Source organism: Mycobacterium sp. DL592 (assembly GCF_011694515.1).
Taxonomy (GTDB): domain Bacteria; phylum Actinomycetota; class Actinomycetes; order Mycobacteriales; family Mycobacteriaceae; genus Mycobacterium.
In genome coordinates, this window is record NZ_CP050192.1 from 4,952,542 (window position 1) to 4,972,624 (window position 20,083).

Consider the following 20,083-nt stretch of genomic DNA (forward strand, 5'->3'; position numbering starts at 1 on the left):
GGACTACTAGGCTGACCCGACGTGTCCCACCCCTCTCAGGACGTCGAGCTCCTCGCCCGCGCCCTTGTCGAGCTCAACCGGCAAGGTGAGCTGCTCAGCGAGCTGGGCGTGCTGTTCGACGCTGCCGGGTATGAGCTCTACCTGGTCGGCGGCAGCGTGCGCGACGCGTTCCTGGGTCGGCTGACCACGGATCTGGATTTCACCACCGACGCCCGGCCCGACGTGGTTCAGCGCATCGTCCGGTCGTGGGCTGACGCACTGTGGGACACCGGCATCGACTTCGGCACCGTCGGGGTGGGCAAGTACGGCCAGCGGCTGGAGATCACCACCTTCCGCGCCGACAGCTACGACCAGGTGTCGCGCAATCCGCAGGTGCAGTACGGGGAGCGCCTCGAAGACGACCTGGTGCGCCGCGACTTCACCGTCAATGCGATGGCCGTGCGGATCACCGCGGACGGTCCCGGGGAGTTCATCGATCCGCTCGGCGGGCTGGCGGCGCTGGAGCAACGGATCCTGGACACCCCGGCCGCCCCCGAGGTGTCCTTCGGCGATGACCCGCTGCGGATGCTGCGCGCCGCGCGGTTCGTCTCGCAGCTGCAGTTCGGTGTCGCCGACCGGGTGCGCAGTGCCATCGAGGAGATGGCTCCGCAACTGGCCCGCGTCACGGTCGAACGGGTGGCCGTGGAACTGGACAAGATGCTGCTCGGCGCCGACCCGGTGGCCGGGATCGACCTGATGGTGCACACCGGTCTGGGTGATGTGGTGCTGCCCGAGATCGGCGGCATGCAGATGGCCATCGACGAACACCACCAGCACAAGGACGTCTACCAGCATTCTTTGACGGTGCTGAGGCAGGCGATGGCGCTGGAAGAACCCGACGGCCCGGACCTGGTGCTGCGCTGGGCGGCGCTGCTGCACGACATCGGCAAGCCCGCCACCCGCAAGCACGAATCCGACGGCGGGGTGAGCTTTCACCACCATGAGGTGGTCGGCGCCAAGATGGTCCGTAAGCGGATGCGGGCGCTGAAGTACTCCAAGCAGATGGTCGACGACGTCTCCCAGCTGGTGTACCTGCACCTGCGCTTCCACGGATACGGCGACGGCAAGTGGACGGATTCGGCGGTTCGCCGCTATGTCGCCGACGCCGGCCTGCTGCTGCCCAGGCTGCACAAGTTGGTCCGCGCCGACTGCACCACCCGCAACAAGCGGCGTGCGGCGCGTTTGCAGGCCAACTACGACGACCTCGAGACGCGGATCGCCGAACTGGCCGCCAAAGAGGATCTCGCCAGGGTCCGTCCGGATCTCGACGGCAACGAGATCATGCAGCTGCTCGGCATCCCGGCGGGCCCGCAGGTCGGCGAGGCGTGGAACTTCCTCAGGGAGCTGCGCCTGGACCGCGGCCCACTCGACCGCGACGAGGCCGTCGCCGAATTGCTGGCGTGGTGGAACGCAAAGGGCACGCCCACCGTCTGATCTGTCGTGGACTACTGCCTTGGACCCGGCGACGGTACCGCGGAGATGTTCAGCGGTAAGCCCGATCTGGATATCGACGGTGACGGCGAATTCGACAGCCTGCGAATGGATTTTGACGGTGACGGACTGTTCGACGACGCCATGACCGACGCCGACTCAGACGGCCTGGCCGATCAGGCTGCGCTCGATCTCGACGATGACGGCACCGCCGAGAGCCGCTACAGCGACGACGGGTCGGGCACGTGGACGTTGACCGCCGCCGGTCCGGCGGGGCCGCTGCGGTGGTTCGGGCTCGACGGTGTCGAACACGTCGACGGCCCGGCCGATATCGACGGTGACGGCCGCGAGGACCGGCTGCTCGACGTCGACCGCGACGGTCTGGCCGATCGTGCGCTGCACGGCCGGCCAGGGCGGCGGCTTCGACAGCGGGTGGGTCGATACCGACGGCGACGGGCACTGGGACGTCAAGCTCAGCGACGCCGACGGTGACGGCACCGCCGACGACGCGACCGCGCTCTAGATCACCGGCCGCTGCCCGGCGGCCCCGCGAAGGCCTGCGCGATCGTCAGCCAGCGCTCGGCATCGGGACCGACCGCCATGATGTCCAGGGCTGCTCGCGGGCGTCGTTGGGTCACCAGGAAGCAGAAGTCCAGGGCCGACCCGCTGACCCGTTGCGCGGCCTCCGGCGGGCCCCACACCCAGCGGTCACCGCCCGGCGTGCTCAGTTCGACCCGGAACGGCTCGGCGGGCGCGGGCAGCCCGTGCACGCTGAACGCGAAGTCGCGGGTGCGCACACCCAGGTGCGCGATCGACTTCAACCGCTCGGTCGGCTGCACCTCGACGCCGAGCGCGTCGGCGACGTCCAGGCCGTGCGCCCAGGTTTCCATCAGCCTCGCCGTGGCCATCGACGGTGCGCTCATCGGCGGTCCGAACCACAGCAGCTTGCGGCCGTCGGCGACCCCGCGCAGCTCCTGGTGCAGACGGGCGCGGGTAGCGCGCCACTGGGCCAGCAGCTGCTCAGGCGCGGTGCCGGCGGCGATGTCCGCGGCGGCCTTGTCGACGAATCCCAGCGGGTCGGCATTGGCAGCTGCCAGCATCGCGGTGAAGCCGGCCTCGTCGGTGATCGACGTCAGCGCCGCCTGGTCGGTCCACCACAAGTGGGCGATCTGGTGGGCGATGGTCCAGCCCGCTGCCGGCGTCGGCGTGCTCCACCCGTCGTCGGTCAGTGGGGCGACCAACGCGTCGAGGGCGTCGCTCTCGTCACGCAGATCGTCGATGATCGGACCCGCATCGGCCATGGCCGCCAGCCTAGAGCGCGGTGCTGCCCCGGTTACCGACGGCCGCGTGCACGGCCAGCCCCACGAGGTAGATCAGCGAGCCCGACAACGCCAGCAGCGGGGCATGTCCGTCGCGCGGGATCACCGCCGCCGACACCGTCGTGGCGAGGATGAAGGACACCCAGAACAGCGAGTCCTGCACCGCGAACACGTGGCCGCGCAGCGCGTCGTCGACGTCGATCTGCATTGCGGTGTCGGCACACAGCTTGACCACCTGGCCGGCCATGCCGAGGAAGAAGCCGCACAACACCATGACCACCAGCTGCAGAGTGGCCCCGGCAACCTGGATGACGGCCGCGCACATGAGTGCCGCGTTCGCCGTCGCGTAGCGGCCCCACCGTCGAACCGCCACCGGGGTGAACACATTGGCCAGGAACGAACCGCTTCCGGTGGCGGCGACGAAGATGACTGCGGTGCCCAGCCCCAGGCCGGCGACCTCCGGGGTGTCGCTGTGCCGCACGATCACCAGCACCAGCAGTGAGTTGATGCCGAACACCATCCGGTGGGCGGCCAGCCCGGACAGGGTGGCCGCGACGGTCGGCGTGGTCACGACAGTCCGCGCGCCATACAGCCATCCGGTGGCGACCGCATAGAACGCGGAGCCGTGCACGGCCCGTTCGGTTTCGTCGGGCCCCAGTTCGTGGCTCGGGAACCGCAGCGACAGCCACAGTGCCAGCGCGACGGGAATCGCGACGATGAAGATGATGGTCGCCGCCCCGGTGTCGCCGGCGCCGAAGATCCACCGGGGCAACAGCATGAAGTTGGCGCCGAGGAAGGTGGCCGTGGCCCCGGTCGCGGTGGCCACCGAGTTCATGGTCACCACCTGGTCGCGGGGCACCACGTGCGGCAGTGCCGCCGACAGGCCCGAGGTGACGAATCGGCTGAACCCGTTGACGATCAACGCGCTGCACAACACCACCAGGTCGCTGGCGCCGGCGGCCAACAGCACACCGGCGGCGATCACCAGGACCAGGCGACCGGCGTTGGCGCCGACGAGTACCGTGCGGCGATCCCAGCGGTCCAGCAGCGCCCCGGCGAACGGGCCGACGATCGAATAGGGAAGGAACAACACCGCGAACGCGCCGGCCACCGCCCACGGGTCCGCGGCGCGCTCCGGGTTGAACAACAAGCCGCCGGCCAGCGCTGCCTGGAACAGGCCGTCGCCGAACTGGCTTGCGGTGCGCAGCTCCAGCAGCCGCCAGAACTCGGGCATGCCACGCACCGCACGCCACAGCGAACCGGGTGCGCTGGCGTCGACCATCCCTCCAACACTACAAATCTCTGCCGGGCGGCTGCCTGTTCGCCACCACGACACCGCGGTGATGCGATGATGGTGCAGTGGCACAGCCGGAGGATCCTGAGGACTTCGTCGCGCCCGCAGCCAACCGAGTGCGGGCCGGAACACTGCTGCTTGCCAACACCGATCTGATGGAGCCGACCTTCCGGCGCAGCGTCATCTACGTCGTCGAACACAACGACGGCGGCACCCTGGGTGTGGTCCTCAATCGGCCGAGTGAAACCGCCGTCTACAACGTGTTGCCGCAGTGGGCGAAGCTGGCCACCAAGCCGAAGACCATGTTCGTAGGCGGGCCGGTGAAACGCGATGCCGCCCTGTGCCTGGGCACGCTGCGGGTGGGGACCGATCCGCAGGGCATGCCCGGCCTGCGCCACATCGCGGGCCGGATGGTGATGGTCGATCTCGACGCCGACCCCGACCTGATCGAACCTGCCATAGAAGGGGTGCGTATCTTCGCCGGCTATTCCGGCTGGACAATCGGCCAGCTGGAGGGCGAGATCGAACGCGACGACTGGATTGTGTTGTCGGCCTTGCCTTCTGACGTGCTGGTCGAACCGAAGGTGGACTTGTGGGGGCGGGTGCTGCGCCGTCAGCCGCTGCCGCTGTCGCTGCTGGCGACCCACCCCATCGACGTCAGCCGCAACTAGTCCGCTGCGCTGCGCGCCAGCCGGCTGGCGATCACCGCGCAGACGAACAGCTGAATCTGGTGAAACAGCATGAGGGGCAACATGATCAGGCCCACGCTGGGAGCCGGGAACAACACCAGGGCCATCGGCAGCCCGGAGGCCAGGCTTTTCTTCGAGCCGCAGAACATCAGCACGATGGAGTCCCCGCGGTCCAGTCCGGCCAGCCGGCCGGTCAGCACGGTGATGCCCAGCACCACCGCCAGCAGCGCGGCGCTGACGACGGCGACGGCGACCACGCGCCACGGCTGCACGCTGTTCCAGATGTGCTCGGTCATCCGCACCGAGAACGCGGCGTAGACGATCAGCAGGATCGAGCCGCGGTCGACGACGCTCGTCAGTGCGGTGTGCCGAGTGATCCACGGGGCCAGCCAGGGCCGCAGCAGCTGGCCGACGGCGAACGGCAGTAGCAGCTGCAGCACGATGTCGACGATCGCCGAGCCGTCGACGTGCGGCGCCCCGCCCAGCGGCATCAACGCGACGACGAGCAACGGTGTGAGCACGACTCCGAGGATGTTGGACAGCGACGCACTGACGATCGCCGCCGACACATGGCCGCGGGCGCAACTCGGGCGGGCAGCACCGTCGCGATCGCCACGACGGCGACGAGCAGCAGCAGGAAGGTGTCGACGGGTAGCCGCGACAGTGAGCCCCTGCTCACCGGCCTACTGGCAGGACCGCACGCAGCTGGTGCAGCTGCCCGCGCACCCGCTCGCCGTCGCTTCGCGGCGGGAGGCGTAGCGGGCGCCCTGCCAGGATCCGGCGCCGATCGTGCCGAGCGCACCGAGCCCGCAGACGACGACTGCCAGCAGCCCCAGGGGCGACGGCGCGGCCAGCGCCGCGGCCCCGCCGACGGCGAGCATCACCGCGGCTGCCAGCTGGGTGGGTGCCACGGTGCGCATCACCTCGGAGGTGAGGTCGGTGGCGGGATGGCGCAGCGTCCACAGGCCCGACCCACCGACCAAAACGGCCAGGGCCAGGCACACCACACCCGCAATCAGCATGGGCCCCACAATACGAGTCGCGGGTCAGCGGTGCTGCGCCGGATCCGCGGGAACGGTGACCGTGACGGTCGCGGTGGCGGCGGTGTTGGTCAGCGGGGCGGCCGCCGGTGCACTGCTCGGAGCGGCGACGGCCGATGCATCGGGCGCGGGCGCGGTCGCGGGTGCTGCCGGTGCGGCGGCGGGTGCTGCCGGTGTCGCGGTCGGCGAGGTCACCCGGAACCCGTTGACGATGGCATCGGTGGCGTCGGCGGTGGCGACGACCTGGCTGGCCGAGGTCGTCACGTACAGCGACACCAGATAGCGGTCGGCGCCGGACTGTGCGATGACATTGCGCCGCGAGGTGTTCAACGTCAGGTCGTTCTCGCGGTAGGTGCCCTCGATGATCGAGGACGGGAAGCCCCCGAAGTCGCCCATCGACGCGCTGGTGGACTGCCAGGCGAACAGCTGCTGGCTGTCGACGTAACCGTGGGTGATCGCTTCCTTGGGGTCGAACTCGCCGACCAGCTTGTACACCTTCAGCTGGGCGTTGGAAGTGTAGAGGCCGTCGCCCCCGACTCTGTCGGCCAGGACGGTGAAGGCGTCGGGAACGTTGGGGTCGGGTACCACGCTCCATCCGCGCGGCATCGGCAGCACGATGTTGAGTGCGGTGAAGCCGCTGGCCTTCTGCGGCTCCAGCACCACGCCCTTGGCCTTGAAGTACTCGGCCAGGGTGCCCGACGTCGCGGGTACGAGGGTCTCTGGGGCAGCCGCGGCGGTGGGCGCGGTGACGGTGGTGGGAACCTCCAGCGGTGCCGAGGTGGCGGGAGTGGCGACCACGGATGCGGCCTGCGGGGTAACGGTGGCGGATTGGGTGATGGCAGGTGCCGGCGGGACGGGGAGGACCGGTTCGGCCGACGCGCTGGCGCCGGCAAACCCGAGCACGGCTGCCGACCCGGCTGCCACACCACCTACAAGTACCCGCCAGTTACGGGCGTTCGTGATCATCGCAGATGTCCTTTTCGACATTGTTGGGTCAGGTGAAACCCCTTGTCAGGGGCCGACTGTATCGGCCGGCGAAACTCGGAGGGTAGGGCCGGAACACAGCTGGAACCAACCCCTGACCGCTCTGCAACGCAACCGATACCAAGCCGTTGCGGGGCCGGGGGCAACCGTCACACCGAGGGGCTCGGGTCGGCCACGTCACAGCCCCTTGCCGGGTCGGCGGAGCCGATCAGCGTGCTTATACCCTGTCTGCGTGACCGAATCGCCGACCGCGGGGACCGCCGACGCCGACACCGACGTGCCGCGGCACCGCTATACCGCCGACGTGGCGGGGCGGATCGAGCAGACGTGGCAGGACAACTGGCAGAGCTGGGGGACGTTCAACGTGCCCAACCCGGTGGGCTCGCTGGCGCCGTCGGACGGTTCGGCTGTGCCCGCCGACAAGATGTTCGTCCAGGACATGTTCCCCTACCCGTCCGGGGAGGGATTGCACGTCGGCCACCCGCTGGGCTACATCGCCACCGACGTCTACGCGCGCTACTTCCGGATGACGGGTCGCAACGTGCTGCACGCGCTGGGCTTCGATGCCTTCGGGCTGCCCGCCGAGCAGTACGCGGTGCAGACCGGCACCCATCCGCGGGAGCGCACCGAGGCCAACATCGTCAACTTCCGCCGCCAGCTCGGTCGATTGGGGCTGGGCCACGACCAGCGGCGCAGCTTCTCCACCACCGACGTCGACTTCTACAAGTGGACCCAGTGGATCTTCCTGCAGATCTACAACGCCTGGTTCGACACCGCCGCGAACAAGGCCCGTCCGATCCACGAGCTGGTCAGTGAATTCGACAGCGGTGCAAGAACTCTCGATGACGGCAGGGTGTGGTCACAGCTGTCGGCCGGCGAACGCGCCGACGTGGTGGACGGCTACCGGCTGGTGTACCGCGCCGACTCGCTGGTGAACTGGTGCCCCGGGCTGGGCACAGTGCTGGCCAACGAGGAGGTCACCTCCGACGGCCGCAGCGAGCGCGGCAACTTCCCGGTGTTCCGGAAGCGGCTGCGGCAGTGGATGATGCGGATCACCGCCTACTCCGACCGGCTGCTCGAGGATCTCGATGTGCTGGACTGGCCCGAGAAGGTCAAGACCATGCAGCGCAACTGGATCGGGCGCTCGACAGGCGCCTCGGTGCTGTTCGGCGCGGCCGGTTCCGACATCGAGGTGTTCACCACCCGCCCCGACACTCTGTTCGGCGCAACGTATCTGGTGCTGGCACCCGAGCACGATCTCGTCGACGGACTGTTGGCCGCGCAGTGGCCTGACGGGGCCGACGCTCGGTGGACCGGTGGCGCGGCCACCCCCGCCGAAGCGGTGGCGGCCTACCGGCGTGCGATCGCGGCGAAGTCGGACCTGGAACGCCAGGAGAACAAGACCAAGACCGGTGTCTTCCTCGGCACATATGCCACCAATCCGGCTGACGGACAACAGGTTCCGATCTTCATCGCCGACTACGTCCTAGCCGGCTACGGCACCGGCGCGATCATGGCCGTGCCCGGCCACGATCAGCGCGACTGGGAGTTCGCCACCGAGTTCGGCCTGCCGATCCGGGAGGTGATTTCCGGCGGTGACGTCACCGAGGCCGCCCACACGGGCGACGGTGCGCTGGTCAACTCGCAGCACCTGGACGGGCTGGGCGTCGAGGACGCCAAGAAGGCGATCACCGAGCGGCTCGAAGCCGACGGCCGCGGCCGTGCGCGGGTCGAATACAAGCTCCGGGATTGGCTTTTCGCGCGTCAGCGGTATTGGGGTGAGCCGTTCCCGATCGTGTACGACGCCGACGGCCGCGCATATCCGCTGCCGGACTCGGCGTTGCCGGTGGAGCTGCCCGACATCGCCGACTACTCACCGGTGCTGTTCGATCCCGACAGTGCCGACAGCGAACCGTCGCCGCCGCTGAACAAGGCGACCGAGTGGGTGCACGTCGACCTCGATCTCGGCGACGGACTCAAGCCCTACACCCGCGACACCAACGTCATGCCGCAGTGGGCGGGCAGCTCGTGGTACGAGCTGCGCTACGCCGACCCGCACAACTCAGAAGAGTTCTGCGCCAAGGAGAACGAGGCCTACTGGATGGGTCCGCGCCCGGCTGAGCACGGGCCGGCCGACCCCGGCGGGGTGGATCTCTACGTCGGCGGCGTCGAACACGCGGTGCTGCATCTGCTGTACTCGCGGTTCTGGCACAAGGTTTTGTACGACCTCGGCCACGTCACATCGCGGGAGCCTTACCGCCGCTTGGTGAACCAGGGTTACATCCAGGCGTTCGCTTACACCGATTCCCGCGGCGCCTACGTGCCGGCCGCTGATGTCGTCGAGCGGGGCGGCAAGTTCTTCCTGCCCGGGCCCGACGGTGAGATCGAGGTGTTCCAGGAGTTCGGCAAGATCGGCAAGAGCTTGAAGAACTCGATCTCGCCCGACGAGATCTGCGACAACTACGGAGCGGACACGTTGCGCGTCTACGAGATGTCGATGGGCCCGCTGGAGGCGTCGCGGCCGTGGGCTACCAAGGACGTCGTCGGCGCGCACCGCTTCCTGCAGCGGGTGTGGCGCCTGGTCGTCGACGAAAGCACCGGGGCCGAAAGGGTTTCCGAGCACGAGGCGCTCGACGAGCAGACACTGCGCCTGCTGCACCGCACCATTGCCGGTGTCCGCGACGACTATGCGGGACTGCGCAACAACACCGCGGCGGCCAAGCTCATCGAGTACACCAACCACCTCACCAAGGAAGGCATCACCGCGCGCGCGGCGCTGGAGCCGCTGGTGCTCATGGTGGCGCCGCTCGCCCCGCATCTGGCCGAGGAGCTGTGGCGGCGGCTGGGCCACGACACGTCGCTGGCGCACGGCCCGTTCCCGCTGGCCGACGAGGCCTACCTGGTGACCGACACCGTCGAGTACCCGGTGCAGGTCAACGGGAAGGTGCGCGGACGCATCACGGTCGCCGCGGACGCCAACAAGGCCAGCCTGGAGGCTGCGGCACTGGCCGACGAGAAGGTGCAGGCGTTCCTGGCCGGTGCCACACCGAAGAAGGTCATCGTCGTGCCGGGGCGCCTGGTCAACCTCGTGCTCTAGTGCGCCGACATCACCGGGGGCGGACGACGACCTGATGGGTGTGGGCGTCGGGCGGGGTGGCGATCACCTCGGCGACGATGCGCGCCACGGTCTTCGGCGACAGGAAGCGCGACGGGTCGTACTCGCCGCCCTCGTAGGCAACCAGGTCCTGCTGCATCTCGGTGTCGACTCGGCCCGGGTGCACGCTGGTGACGCGCAGGCTCGGCTCGTCGGCGCGCAGCGAATCGGCGAACGCGCGCTGGGCGAACTTGCTCGCCGAGTACGCCGCCAGGCCGGGTGAGACGTTGAGGCCGGCGCCGGAGTTGATGAACACCACCTGGCCGCGGGCTGCGCGCAGGGCCGGCAGCAGCGCCAGGGTGAGCGCGACGGGACCGGTCACATTGATCTCGAAGCTGGCCCGCCACTGCTCGGGGATCGACTCGTCGAACCGCCCCGGGTACGCCACTCCCGCGTTGTGTACCAGCACATCCAGCTCGGCCAGCGGTTCGGCCGCCGCCTCGATGGACTCGGGATCGGCCAGATCGAGCGGCCAGGTGGTGGCGCCCAGCCGTGTGGCGAGTGCGTCCAACCGCGCCGACGGCCGGCCTGCCAGCAGCAGCGTGTGGGTTGGTGCCAAAGCCTCGGCGATCGCCGACCCGATCCCACCGCCCGCCCCGGTGATCAAAGCTGTCCCACTCCCCGGGTCGCTGCGCTCCTGCCCGCCGGTGTAGTTCCCCGGGTCGCTGCGCTCCTGCCCGCCGGTCCTATTCCCCGGATCCTCTTCGCTCGGCATGCTCCCGACCCTACCGACCTGCGATTCACAGCGACGGGACGCAGAATGTACGCGTGGCATTCGACCCGAGCTTCGGTCCAACGCAGTTAGCCGCCCGAGCGGCCTACCTCCTGCGCGGCAACGACTTGGGTGTGATGACCTCGGCCGCCCCGCAGCTCTACCCGCACATGTGGAGCTGGGACGCCGCCTTCGTGTCCGTCGGTCTGGCTTCGCTCAGCGTCGAACGGGCCGTCGTCGAGCTCGACACACTGTTGTCGGCGCAGTGGACCAACGGGATGATCCCGCACATCGTGTTCGCCCAGGGCGTCGACGGATACTTTCCCGGACCGGCCCGGTGGGCCTGTTCGGCGTTGGCCGCCAACGCCCCACGCAGCCGGCACACCTCGGGCATCACGCAGCCCCCGGTGCATGCGATCGCCGTGCAGCGGATCCTTGACCGCGCACGCATGCGGGGCCGCTCGACGCGGGCAGTGGCGGAGGCGTTCCTGGACCGGCGCTGGTCGGATCTGGTGCGATGGCACCGCTGGCTGGCCGAAGCCCGCGACCAGAACGAGCGCGGCCGTGTCACCCTCTACCACGGCTGGGAGTCCGGCATGGACAACTCCCCACGGTGGGATTCGGCCTACGCCAACGTGATTCCGGGCAGCGTGCCGGAGTACCAGCGCGAAGACAATCACGTCGTCACCGATCCGACCCAGCGGCCTTCGGATATCGAGTACGACCGGTATCTGTGGCTGCTCGAGGAGATGAAGTCGGTGCGCTACGACGACGACCTCCTGCCGAAAGTCATGAGCTTCGCCGTCGAGGATGTGTTCGTGTCGGCGATCTTCTCGTTGGCCTGCGACGTGCTGGCCAACATCGGCGAGGAATACAAGCGGCCCCACTCCGATGTGCGGGACCTGTATTCGTGGGCGGATCGTTTCCGCGGGGGCGTCGTCGCCACGACTGACGAACGAACCGGCGCGGCAAAGGATTTCGACGTCCGCGCGGACAAGTGGATCGCGACCGAGACGGCGGCCCAGTTCGCTCCGCTGTTGTGCGGCGGCCTGCCGCATGACCAGGAGCGCGCATTGCTGCGCATCCTGGAGGGTCCACGGTTCTGCGGCCACCCGGACCTCAAGTACGCCGTGGTCCCGTCAACATCGCCGGTTTCCAAGGACTTTCGGCCGCGCGAGTACTGGCGGGGCCCGGTGTGGCCGGTGCTGACATGGTTGTTCTCGTGGGCGTTCGCCCGGCGGGGGTGGTCGGAGCGCTCACTGATCCTGCGCCGGGAAGGTCTACGCCAGGCCAGCGACGGCACGTTCGCCGAGTACTACGAGCCGTTCACGGGTGAACCGCTGGGCAGCATGCAGCAGTCGTGGACGGCCGCGGCCGTACTGGACTGGCTGGGCTGACCCACCCACTCACGTCTCGGACTGGTCGGCGATCCGTTCCAGGGGCGCAAGGGCCTTGGCCAACGTCTCGCGCTCCTCGTCGGAGAGCCGGGCCAGCAGCGAGGCCAGGTGAGCACGGCGGTGAGCCAGTGCTTCGCGGTGCTGCACCAAACCCTCCGGGGTCACTTCCACCAACACCGCCCGAAGGTCCGAGGGGTCACGGGACCGCTTGACCACACCGAGTTTCTCCAGCCGACGAATGGCAACCGTGGTCGTGGGGGTGCGCACTCGCTCGCGGGCGGCGAGTTCGGTCATCCGGATCGGGCCGGTTTCGAGCAGGGTCAACAGGATAGACAATTGGGCCAGGGTGAGGTCGCCGCTGTTGGGGGTCCGTGGGTCTCCCCGGCGCAAGACCGAGAACAGCTTGGAGAGGACCCTCTGCAAGTCCCCAGACAGGTCAGTGACCTGCGGTTCGGCCTCAATCATAGTTCGCTAGTCTAACCTGTCGGCTGTCAACCGTGCTGCAATCGCGTTTTCGGCAAGCGGGACTTATAGAACCTGCGACAGGAACCGTTGTAGCCGGTCAGTCGTGGCGGCGGTGAAGATCTGGTCCGGCGGCCCGGACTCGACGACCTTGCCGTGATCCATGAACACCACCGTGTCCGCGGTCGAGCGGGCGAACCCCATCTCGTGTGTCACGACGACCATCGTCATGCCGTCGGCGCCGAGTTCGGCGATCAAGGCCAGGATGCCCTTCACCAGCTCGGGATCCAAGGCCGATGTCGCTTCGTCGAAGAACATCACCTGCGGTGTCATCGCCAGTGCTCGGGCGATCGCCACCCGCTGCTGCTGGCCGCCGGACAGGGTCGCCGGCCGCACGTCGGCCTTGTGCTTGAGGCCCACCCGGTCGAGTTGAGCGAGCGCAAGCTCGCGCGCTTGGTCGGCCGAGAGGTTTTTGAGCTTGCGCGGGCCCAGCGCCACATTGTCGAGAACCGTACGGTGCGGAAAGAGGTTGAAATGCTGGAACACCATGCCGATCCGCTGCCGTAGCTTGTCGGGGTCGTCGCGTAACACCGACCGGCCGTCGAGCAGGATGTCGCCGCGGTCGGGTTCGTAAAGCCGGTTCAAGGTTCGCAGCAGGGTGGACTTGCCCGACCCGGACGGACCGATGACCGCTGCCGTCGTCCCTGCCGGGACCTCGATGTCGACGCCGCGCAGTACCGCGTTGTTGCCGAAGGCGAGGTGGATATCGTTGGCGGCCAACGAGACCGGCTCCGGACGGCTTTCCTTCGCCATCACACCATCTCCTGACTCGTGACGTTGGGTTCCAACGGGTCCTCGTCTGCCGGCGGGCGGCCGCGGCGAAGCCGGTTGTCGATGTAGTTCACCAGGTGGGTCAGCGGAATCGTCAGCAGCAGATAGAACAGGCCGGCCGCCACCAACGGCGAGAGGTTGCCGGTCTGCGCGTTGAGGTCGCGGCCCACCTGGAACAGCTCACGCTGGCTGGCCACCAACCCGAGGAAGTACACCAGCGACGAGGCTTTCAGCAGCGAGATGAACTGGTTGACCAGAGCCGGCAGCACCCGGCGAATGCCCTGCGGTATCACCACCAACCGCATCGAGGAGGAGTAGCTGAAGCCAAGTGCGCGTGAGGCTTCCAGCTGGCCGGGCTCCACGCTTTGGATACCGGAGCGGAAGATCTCGCCGATGTAGGCCGCGGCCATCAGGCCCAGCGCGGCGATACCCAAGGGGTACGGGTTGTTTCCGGTCAGCCCGCCGACCACGGGGCCGATGCCCAAGCCGATCAGCAGGATGATCACGACTTCCGGCAGTCCGCGGAAGATGTCGGTGTAAATGCGGGCCGGCAGTCGCAGCCACCGCGACCGGGAGATCCCGGCGACCGCGAGCGTCATCCCCAGCAGCAGGCCGATGATGCTGGCGCTGATGGTCAGCAGCAGGGTGTTGGGCAGCCCGGTCCGTACCAGGTCGGGGATGGCCTTCTTGTAAAGCTCGATATCCAAGAAGGATTCGCGTAATTGCGTCAGTACCGACTTGGTGGCCACCGGTGCGGCCTCGGTGGGTTTCTGGCTGGCGGCGATCGCGTTGAAGTCGGGCAGTTGCGGCAGCGGGGCGGCCTTCGACCCGGGTTTCCAGCCGGGGGGCAGTGCGCGGGGCACCCAGTCGGTGTAGAGCCGCGCCCAGGTGCCGTCGGCGATCACGGCATCCAGGCCCGCGTTGAGCGCGTCGATCAGCGGCTGGTTCTCTTTGGCGACGGCGTAGGCGACGAAATTGTCCAAGCTGAAGGTGTTTTCGACGATCACCGCGGGATCGCCCGGTCGCACAGTGCCTTGTGCCTGCTGAGAGGGCGCCACCCAGGCGTCGATCTGGCGGGTCTTGAGGCTGGCGTAGACGGTGTTGTAGTCGGGGAACTTGACCGGCTGTAGTCCGAGGGTGTCGATCACGTAGGACTCCTGCACGGTGCCCTGGACGACGCCGATGCGCTGGCCGGGACCGAGCTTGTCGAAGCCGGTGATCGGCGACCCCGACGGTACGACGAGGGAGAAATAGCCGAAGTCGTAGCCGTTGGTGAAGCCGACCGTGCGGCGGCGGGCGTCAGTGGTCGTGATTGACGACGAGCCGACGTCGAAGCGGCGCGCGGCGACCTGGGCGAGCAGGCCGGAGAACTCGGTGCCGACGAAGTTGATCTTCAGACCGATCTTCTCGGCGATCGCCCGCAACAGCTCGTTGTCGAAGCCGGTGAATTGGCCCTGGGCGTTGATGCAGATGCTCGGCGGTGCGTCCGACAGGGTGCCGACGGTTAGGGTGCCCGGCGTGATCAGCCGCAACGCGTCGAGTTTCACTGCGCTCAGCGGCTCGGTGGTGGCGGTCGTGTACTTGTCCTCGCCGGGTCCGCTGGCGGCGGCGGCAAGGTTGGTGGGCAGTGCGCTGGCCGCCTTCTCGCCGGGCGGGGCGCACTGGTCGGCATTCGCGGGTGCCATCGGAGCGAGGCTGAACGTCAGCAGCAGCGCGATCAGCACGGCCGGCAGCCTGCGCCAGTACATGGTCATCATTAGAAAGTAGTTGCCAACCGTTGTGAGGCACGCGCTTCGGATCAGGTGGAATCCAAGCCCGCGAAGACCCCGCGCCGGTCGAGATCGGCAATCAGCAGGTCTGCCATCAGGTCGGCCCTGTCGATGCACGCGCGCCGGGCCGCGGCCGGATGACTCTGCCCGATCGCGGCATACTCGGCCTCGATGAGAGGCAAAAGGTGGGCGCGCGTGGCGTCGTATTGGCTCCAGAACTTCCGCGGCATGAAGCTGCGCGAGGAGCGGATGGTCGCCGCCAGGCGGGGGCCGGCGTATTCGGCGATGACGATGTCGCGGAACCGCTCGGCGCCGACGACGTAGGTCTGCGAGTCGGTCGCGACGCGCACGTCCGTCATGGCGGCGTCGAGTTCGGCGAGCACGTCAGGTCGCGGGTCGGCGGCGGCGCGGGCCGACACCGCCCCGGTGAGCAGACCGTGTACCTCGTGGTGCTCGCGCAGCGTGGCCTCGTCGAACTTCTGGACGAATGCGCCGCGGTGGTAGCGGGTGATCAGGATGCCGTCGTGCTCCAGTTGAAGCAGTGCTTCCTGGACCGGAACGCGGCTCAGCCCCAGGGCCGCGGCTACTTCGTTGCGGTCGACGCGGTCGCCGGAGCGAAGTCTGCCCGCCATGAGCAGGTCGAGAATGTGGGCGACGACCTGGTCTTTCTCCTTGACGCCATAGCGTTTGGGCACGGTTCCCTCGGATGCGCACCGTCGGGAGGGGTGGCGCGCTCCGGTCATCCTGCCCGGGTAGGCCGTCGCGCCGCCAGGCTATTCCGCCATTCGGCACTAACGAGACTGTCAGTCTCGTTACGCTGCCGGCATGACGACGACGGAATTGCCCGACGACTTCTACGCGGGCGCCCCGATGGCGAGCGGGCGCACCGCAGCGATGCAGTATCTCCGGCAGCCCGGATCGGTGTACCGAGTCGGCGGGACCTGGCTCATCACCAGCTACGATGGGGTGCGGTTCGCGCAGAAGAACCCCGACCTGTTCTCCTCGGCCAAGGCCTTCGACATGGTGGCCAACGCCATCCAGATGATCCCACTGGCGATCGATCCGCCCAAGCACGCGGACTATCGGCGCGTGCTTGATCCGATGTTCGGCCCCAAACGCATGGATGCCATGGACGCCGATCTGCGGGCGCAGCTGCGCGGACACATCCACGCTTTCGCCCCGCTGGGGCGCTGTGACGTGGTCGCGGATCTGTCCTACAAGTTCCCGACTCAGGCGATCCTGACCCTGTTCGGATTACCCCTTGAGCACTTGCCGAAGTTTCTCGAGTGGGTCACCGGCATCATCAAGGAGGCCAATGTCACCTCGCTGGGTCAGGAACCGCCGCAGCGCGTGATCGAGTGCAGCATGGCGCTGTTCGGCTTTCTGGCCGAACAGCTCGAAATCAAGAAGAGCCATCCGGGCGAGGACATGCTCAGCGCCATACTGGCCCTCAACGGCGACGACGCCTGGACTGATGCCGAGATCCTTGGCCTGTGCTTCCTGATTGTGCTGGCCGGCCTGGACACCGTCACCGGTGCCATCGGCTACTCCTTACTGAACTTGGCGACCAATCCCGAACTGCGCCAACGACTTATCGCCGACCAGTCGCTGATCGCGCCGTTCATCGAGGAGATACTGCGGCTCGACGGCCCGGTGCCCGGCGTGCCACGCCTCACCACCAGGGACGTCGAGATCGACGGCGTGACCATCCCCGCCAATTCGCCGGTGATGCTGCTGCTCGGCACGGCCAACCGCGAAGTCCCCTCAGCGGCCGACCACCCGAACGAGATGGATCTGACGGGCAAACCCACCCACCTGGGCTTCGGCGGCGGTATCCACCGTTGCCTCGGTTCTCATCTGGCGCGCCGTGAACTACGGCTCACCATCGAGGAGTTCCACGCCCGAATCCCCGAGTACCGGCTGGCCGGCGAGGCCAAGACCCTGTGGCCGGCAGGCACTCTCGGACTTGAGTCGCTACCGCTGGAGTTCGAGCCCTGCTGAGTCAGCGGCTGTCGCGCCAGCGGATCAGCGCCTGCGCGGCGGTCAGGTCGTAGTCGGGTCCGTCGCACCCGACCGTCATCAGCGTCACGCCCAGACCGGCCAGTGCCTCGGCGTTGGCCGCCAGGGTGTCGGCGTCGCGCCCTTCCACACCTGAGGAGCGCTCGACGGTGGCGGGGTCGCGTCCGAGGTCCGCACAGTGCCGCGCCAGCGCCTCGGCCTTGCCGGGGTAGGTCTCGGCGTTGGTGAAGCTGTGCCACTGGTCGGCGTGCTCGGCGACCAAGCGCAGCGTCTTGCGCTCACCTTGACCGCCGATGAGGATCGGGATGTGCCGGGTCGGTGCCGGGTTGAGCTTGGCCAGCCGGGACTTGATCCGCGGCAGTGCCTGGGCCAGATCGTCGAGCCTGCTGCCGACGGTGCCGAACTCGTAGCCGTACTCGTCGTAGTCCTTTTGTTTCCAGCCTGATCCGATGCCCAGGATCAGTCGACCGCCCGAGATGTGGTCGACAGTGCGAGCCATGTCCGCCAGCAGTTCGGGATTGCGATACGAGTTACAGGTGACCAGCGCGCCGATCTCGACGCGGGAGGTCTGCTCGGCCCAGGCGCCGAGCATGGTCCAGCACTCGTAGTGAGCGCCGTCGGGATCGCCGTAGAGCGGATAGAAGTGGTCCCAGTTGAAGACCACGTCGACGCCGATGTCCTCACAGCGGAGCACCGCGTCGCGGATCTGGGCGTAGTCGTCGGAATGTTGGGGCTGAAGCTGCACACCGATGCGAATGGGAAAGGTCACACCTGAAACGGTACGTCGTCTCAGACGCCGCTGTTGCCGCGGTCCCGGTAGAGGACGTCAGCCGCCCAGAACGTCGCGCAGCAGTGCCACCAGCGCGCGTGGCTGGTCGCCCTGCACCGAGTGTCCGGAGTCAGCCACCACGTGCACCGATTGGAATCCCGGTGCGGTGCGGGCGAATTCGGCAGCGTCGGCGTCGTTGACGAAGAACGAGTTCGCCCCGCGGATCAAGGTGGTGGGAGTGGTGAGCCGGGGGACGTCGTCCCACAGACCCTCGAAGCCCTCGCCCTTGCGGATCGAGTCGTAGCGCCACGTCCAGGTGCCGTCTTCGTTCTGCTTGGAGTTGTGGAACACTCCGCGCCGCAATGAGTTGCGGTCGCGGTGCGGGGCAGCGGCCACCGTCACCTCGAGCATGGACTGGAAGTCGGGGAAGGTGCGATCGCCCTGCACGAGTGCGACGGTGCCCATCTGGGCCTTGGTCATCTGCTCGTGCCGTTCCGGTGCCGACGGCGTGACGTCCACCATGACGAGCTCGCGCACCAGCTCCGGGTTGGTGACTGCCAGGCGCATCGCGGTCAGACCGCCCAGTGACATCCCGACGACGAGTTCGGCGTCCGGCGCCAGTTCGCGGATCACCGGCTCGACGGCGACGGCGTTGAGCCGGGGACCGTAGTCGCCGTCCTCCCGCCAGCCGGAGCGACCATGCCCGGGCAGGTCGATTGCCAGCGCGGGCACCCCGAGCCCGAGGATCACGGTGTCCCAGGTGTGGGCGTTCTGCCCGCCGCCGTGCAGGAACACCACCCGCACCGGGTCGCCACCGCTGTGCGGTGAATCGGCCGAGCCCCAGCGGATCGCGCTGATGGCGCCGCGCTCGATGCGGGCCACCGTGGGCAGCGGCCCCGTGACGCCGGCCTGCTCGGCGTTCTCCGGCAGCAGGGCGAACTCGTCGAGCCTGAGCAGTTCGTCGTCTGTGATCACTAGCTCTTTATACGACGAGTCTGCGGTGAGATCGCATCCCGGCGGGATTTCCGCGATCTCACCGCAGACTCGATGCAAGAACTATCCCTTGATGAACCCTTCGAGCTGCTCGCGGGCGACATCGTCGGCCAGCTGCACGGGCGGGCTCTTCATCAGGTAGGCCGAGGCCGGGATGATCGGGCCGCCGATACCGCGGTCCTTGGCGATCTTCGCCGCGCGCACCGCGTCGATGATCACGCCGGCGGAGTTGGGGGAGTCCCACACCTCGAGCTTGTACTCCAGGTTCAGCGGCACGTCGCCGAAGGCACGGCCTTCCAGGCGGACGTAGGCCCACTTGCGGTCGTCGAGCCACGCGACGTGGTCGGACGGGCCGATGTGGACGTTCTTGTCCTCGATCTTGCCGGCGAGCGAGCCGGACAGATTGGAGGTGACGGCCTGGGTCTTGGACACCTTCTTCGACTCCAGCCGCGTGCGCTCGAGCATGTTCTTGAAGTCCATGTTGCCGCCGACGTTGAGCTGATACGTGCGGTCGAGAGTGACGCCGCGGTCTTCGAACAGCTTGGCCATCACGCGGTGGGTGATGGTCGCGCCGACCTGGCTCTTGATGTCGTCGCCAACGATCGGCACCCCGGCATCCTCGAACTTCTTGGCCCACACCGGGTCCGAGGCGATGAACACCGGAAGCGCGTTGACGAACGCCACGCCGGCGTCGATGGCGCACTGGGCGTAGAACTTGTCAGCCTCTTCCGAACCCACCGGCAGATAGGAGACCAGGACGTCGACTCGAGCGTCCTTGAGGATCTTCACCACGTCGACCGGCTGCTCGTCGGAGATCTCGATGGTCTCGGCGTAGTACTTGCCGATGCCGTCGAGGGTCGGGCCGCGCTGTACTACGACGTCGGTCGGCGGCACGTCGGCGATCTTGATGGTGTTGTTCTCGGAGGCGAAGATGGCCTCGGAGAGGTCGAAGCCGACCTTCTTGGCGTCGACGTCGAACGCGGCGACGAACTTCACGTCGCGCACGTGGTACTGGCCGAGCTTGACGTGCATCAGGCCGGGGACGGTCGAGTTCGGGTCGGCATCCTGGTAGTACTGGACGCCCTGGACGAGCGAGGATGCGCAGTTTCCGACGCCGACAATGGCGACCCGCACATCTGTCGACGTTCCTGGCGCCTGGTGCTCAGTCATGGACGTTCTCC

18 protein-coding genes and 1 pseudogene are annotated in these 20,083 nt (G+C 67.9%); 6 read left to right on the forward strand and 13 right to left on the reverse strand.

Translation table 11 applies throughout. The features are described from left to right. Nucleotides 1–21 precede the first annotated feature (21 nt). Both HBE64_RS23695 and HBE64_RS23700 read left to right on the forward strand, forming a co-directional pair. Nucleotides 22–1,473 (forward strand): CCA tRNA nucleotidyltransferase, encoded by a 1,452-nt coding sequence (locus HBE64_RS23695; protein ID WP_167108035.1) that lies wholly within the window; start codon nt 22–24, stop codon nt 1,471–1,473. Nucleotides 1,474–1,479: 6 nt separating this feature from the next. Further along, nucleotides 1,480–1,993 (forward strand): annotated as a pseudogene (locus HBE64_RS23700) (pullulanase). 1 nt (nt 1,994) lies between these two features. On the opposite strand, the gene HBE64_RS23705 reads toward HBE64_RS23700, so the two are convergent. Beyond that, nucleotides 1,995–2,771 carry a TIGR03084 family metal-binding protein gene (locus HBE64_RS23705; RefSeq protein WP_167108038.1) on the reverse strand — a complete coding sequence of 259 codons (777 nt, stop codon included), beginning with the start codon at nt 2,769–2,771 and terminating at the stop codon, nt 1,995–1,997. A 10-nt stretch (nt 2,772–2,781) separates the two neighbouring features. Further along, nucleotides 2,782–4,071, reverse strand: coding sequence for an MFS transporter (locus tag HBE64_RS23710; protein WP_167108041.1), 1,290 nt, complete (start codon nt 4,069–4,071; stop codon nt 2,782–2,784). A gap of 77 nt (nt 4,072–4,148) precedes the next feature. Here HBE64_RS23710 and HBE64_RS23715 point away from each other — a divergent pair, with 77 nt between their 5' ends. Beyond that, nucleotides 4,149–4,754: a YqgE/AlgH family protein gene (locus HBE64_RS23715; protein ID WP_167108044.1), complete on the forward strand. Its 606-nt coding sequence runs from the start codon at nt 4,149–4,151 to the stop codon at nt 4,752–4,754. Here the strand turns inward: HBE64_RS23715 and HBE64_RS23720 are convergent. From HBE64_RS23720 to HBE64_RS23730, 3 genes are all read right to left on the reverse strand, one after another. Further along, entirely contained in the window at nt 4,751–5,341 is a 591-nt protein-coding gene (locus HBE64_RS23720) for a bile acid:sodium symporter (RefSeq protein WP_167108047.1), read from the reverse strand. The two genes, HBE64_RS23715 and HBE64_RS23720, sit on opposite strands and share 4 nt — an antisense overlap. A gap of 114 nt (nt 5,342–5,455) precedes the next feature. After that, entirely contained in the window at nt 5,456–5,794 is a 339-nt protein-coding gene (locus tag HBE64_RS23725; RefSeq protein WP_167108050.1) for a hypothetical protein, read from the reverse strand. A gap of 24 nt (nt 5,795–5,818) precedes the next feature. Then, entirely contained in the window at nt 5,819–6,778 is a 960-nt protein-coding gene (locus HBE64_RS23730; protein WP_167108053.1) for an LpqN/LpqT family lipoprotein, read from the reverse strand. A gap of 250 nt (nt 6,779–7,028) precedes the next feature. Here HBE64_RS23730 and leuS point away from each other — a divergent pair, with 250 nt between their 5' ends. Next, nucleotides 7,029–9,893 (forward strand): leucine--tRNA ligase, encoded by a 2,865-nt coding sequence (leuS, locus tag HBE64_RS23735; protein WP_167108056.1) that lies wholly within the window; start codon nt 7,029–7,031, stop codon nt 9,891–9,893. A gap of 10 nt (nt 9,894–9,903) precedes the next feature. Here leuS and HBE64_RS23740 read toward each other — a convergent pair whose 3' ends face one another. Then, the gene (locus tag HBE64_RS23740) at nt 9,904–10,665 is read right to left on the reverse strand and encodes an SDR family oxidoreductase (protein WP_167108059.1); all 762 of its coding nucleotides are present in this window, start codon (nt 10,663–10,665) and stop codon (nt 9,904–9,906) included. A gap of 53 nt (nt 10,666–10,718) precedes the next feature. Between HBE64_RS23740 and HBE64_RS23745 the strand changes: the two genes are divergently transcribed. After that, nucleotides 10,719–12,059: an amylo-alpha-1,6-glucosidase gene (locus tag HBE64_RS23745; protein WP_167108062.1), complete on the forward strand. Its 1,341-nt coding sequence runs from the start codon at nt 10,719–10,721 to the stop codon at nt 12,057–12,059. A gap of 9 nt (nt 12,060–12,068) precedes the next feature. On the opposite strand, the gene HBE64_RS23750 is transcribed toward HBE64_RS23745, so the two are convergent. From HBE64_RS23750 to HBE64_RS23765, 4 genes are all read right to left on the reverse strand, one after another. After that, nucleotides 12,069–12,524, reverse strand: coding sequence for a MarR family winged helix-turn-helix transcriptional regulator (locus HBE64_RS23750; RefSeq protein ID WP_167108065.1), 456 nt, complete (start codon nt 12,522–12,524; stop codon nt 12,069–12,071). 63 nt (nt 12,525–12,587) lie between these two features. Beyond that, a complete protein-coding gene (locus HBE64_RS23755) occupies nt 12,588–13,334 on the reverse strand; it encodes an amino acid ABC transporter ATP-binding protein (RefSeq protein ID WP_167108068.1) in 747 nt (248 codons plus the stop codon). Next, entirely contained in the window at nt 13,334–15,100 is a 1,767-nt protein-coding gene (locus tag HBE64_RS23760) for an ABC transporter substrate-binding protein/permease (RefSeq protein WP_167109578.1), read from the reverse strand. The genes HBE64_RS23755 and HBE64_RS23760 overlap by 1 nt, the downstream gene beginning before the upstream one ends. A 50-nt stretch (nt 15,101–15,150) precedes the next feature. Beyond that, nucleotides 15,151–15,816, reverse strand: coding sequence for a GntR family transcriptional regulator (locus HBE64_RS23765; protein WP_167108071.1), 666 nt, complete (start codon nt 15,814–15,816; stop codon nt 15,151–15,153). A gap of 130 nt (nt 15,817–15,946) precedes the next feature. Here HBE64_RS23765 and HBE64_RS23770 point away from each other — a divergent pair, with 130 nt between their 5' ends. Beyond that, nucleotides 15,947–17,122 carry a cytochrome P450 gene (locus tag HBE64_RS23770; RefSeq protein WP_167108075.1) on the forward strand — a complete coding sequence of 392 codons (1,176 nt, stop codon included), beginning with the start codon at nt 15,947–15,949 and terminating at the stop codon, nt 17,120–17,122. A gap of 1 nt (nt 17,123) precedes the next feature. On the opposite strand, the gene HBE64_RS23775 is transcribed toward HBE64_RS23770, so the two are convergent. The 3 genes from HBE64_RS23775 to HBE64_RS23785 form a co-directional block, all read right to left on the reverse strand. Continuing rightward, entirely contained in the window at nt 17,124–17,909 is a 786-nt protein-coding gene (locus HBE64_RS23775) for an LLM class F420-dependent oxidoreductase (protein WP_167108078.1), read from the reverse strand. Between the two features lie 57 nt (nt 17,910–17,966). Continuing rightward, on the reverse strand, nt 17,967–18,884 hold the full coding sequence (locus HBE64_RS23780; protein ID WP_167108081.1) for an alpha/beta fold hydrolase: 918 nt from the start codon (nt 18,882–18,884) through the stop codon (nt 17,967–17,969). Between the two features lie 81 nt (nt 18,885–18,965). Next, complete coding sequence (locus tag HBE64_RS23785; RefSeq protein ID WP_167108084.1) at nt 18,966–20,072, reverse strand: inositol-3-phosphate synthase; 1,107 nt, start codon at nt 20,070–20,072, stop codon at nt 18,966–18,968. Nucleotides 20,073–20,083: the final 11 nt, after the last annotated feature.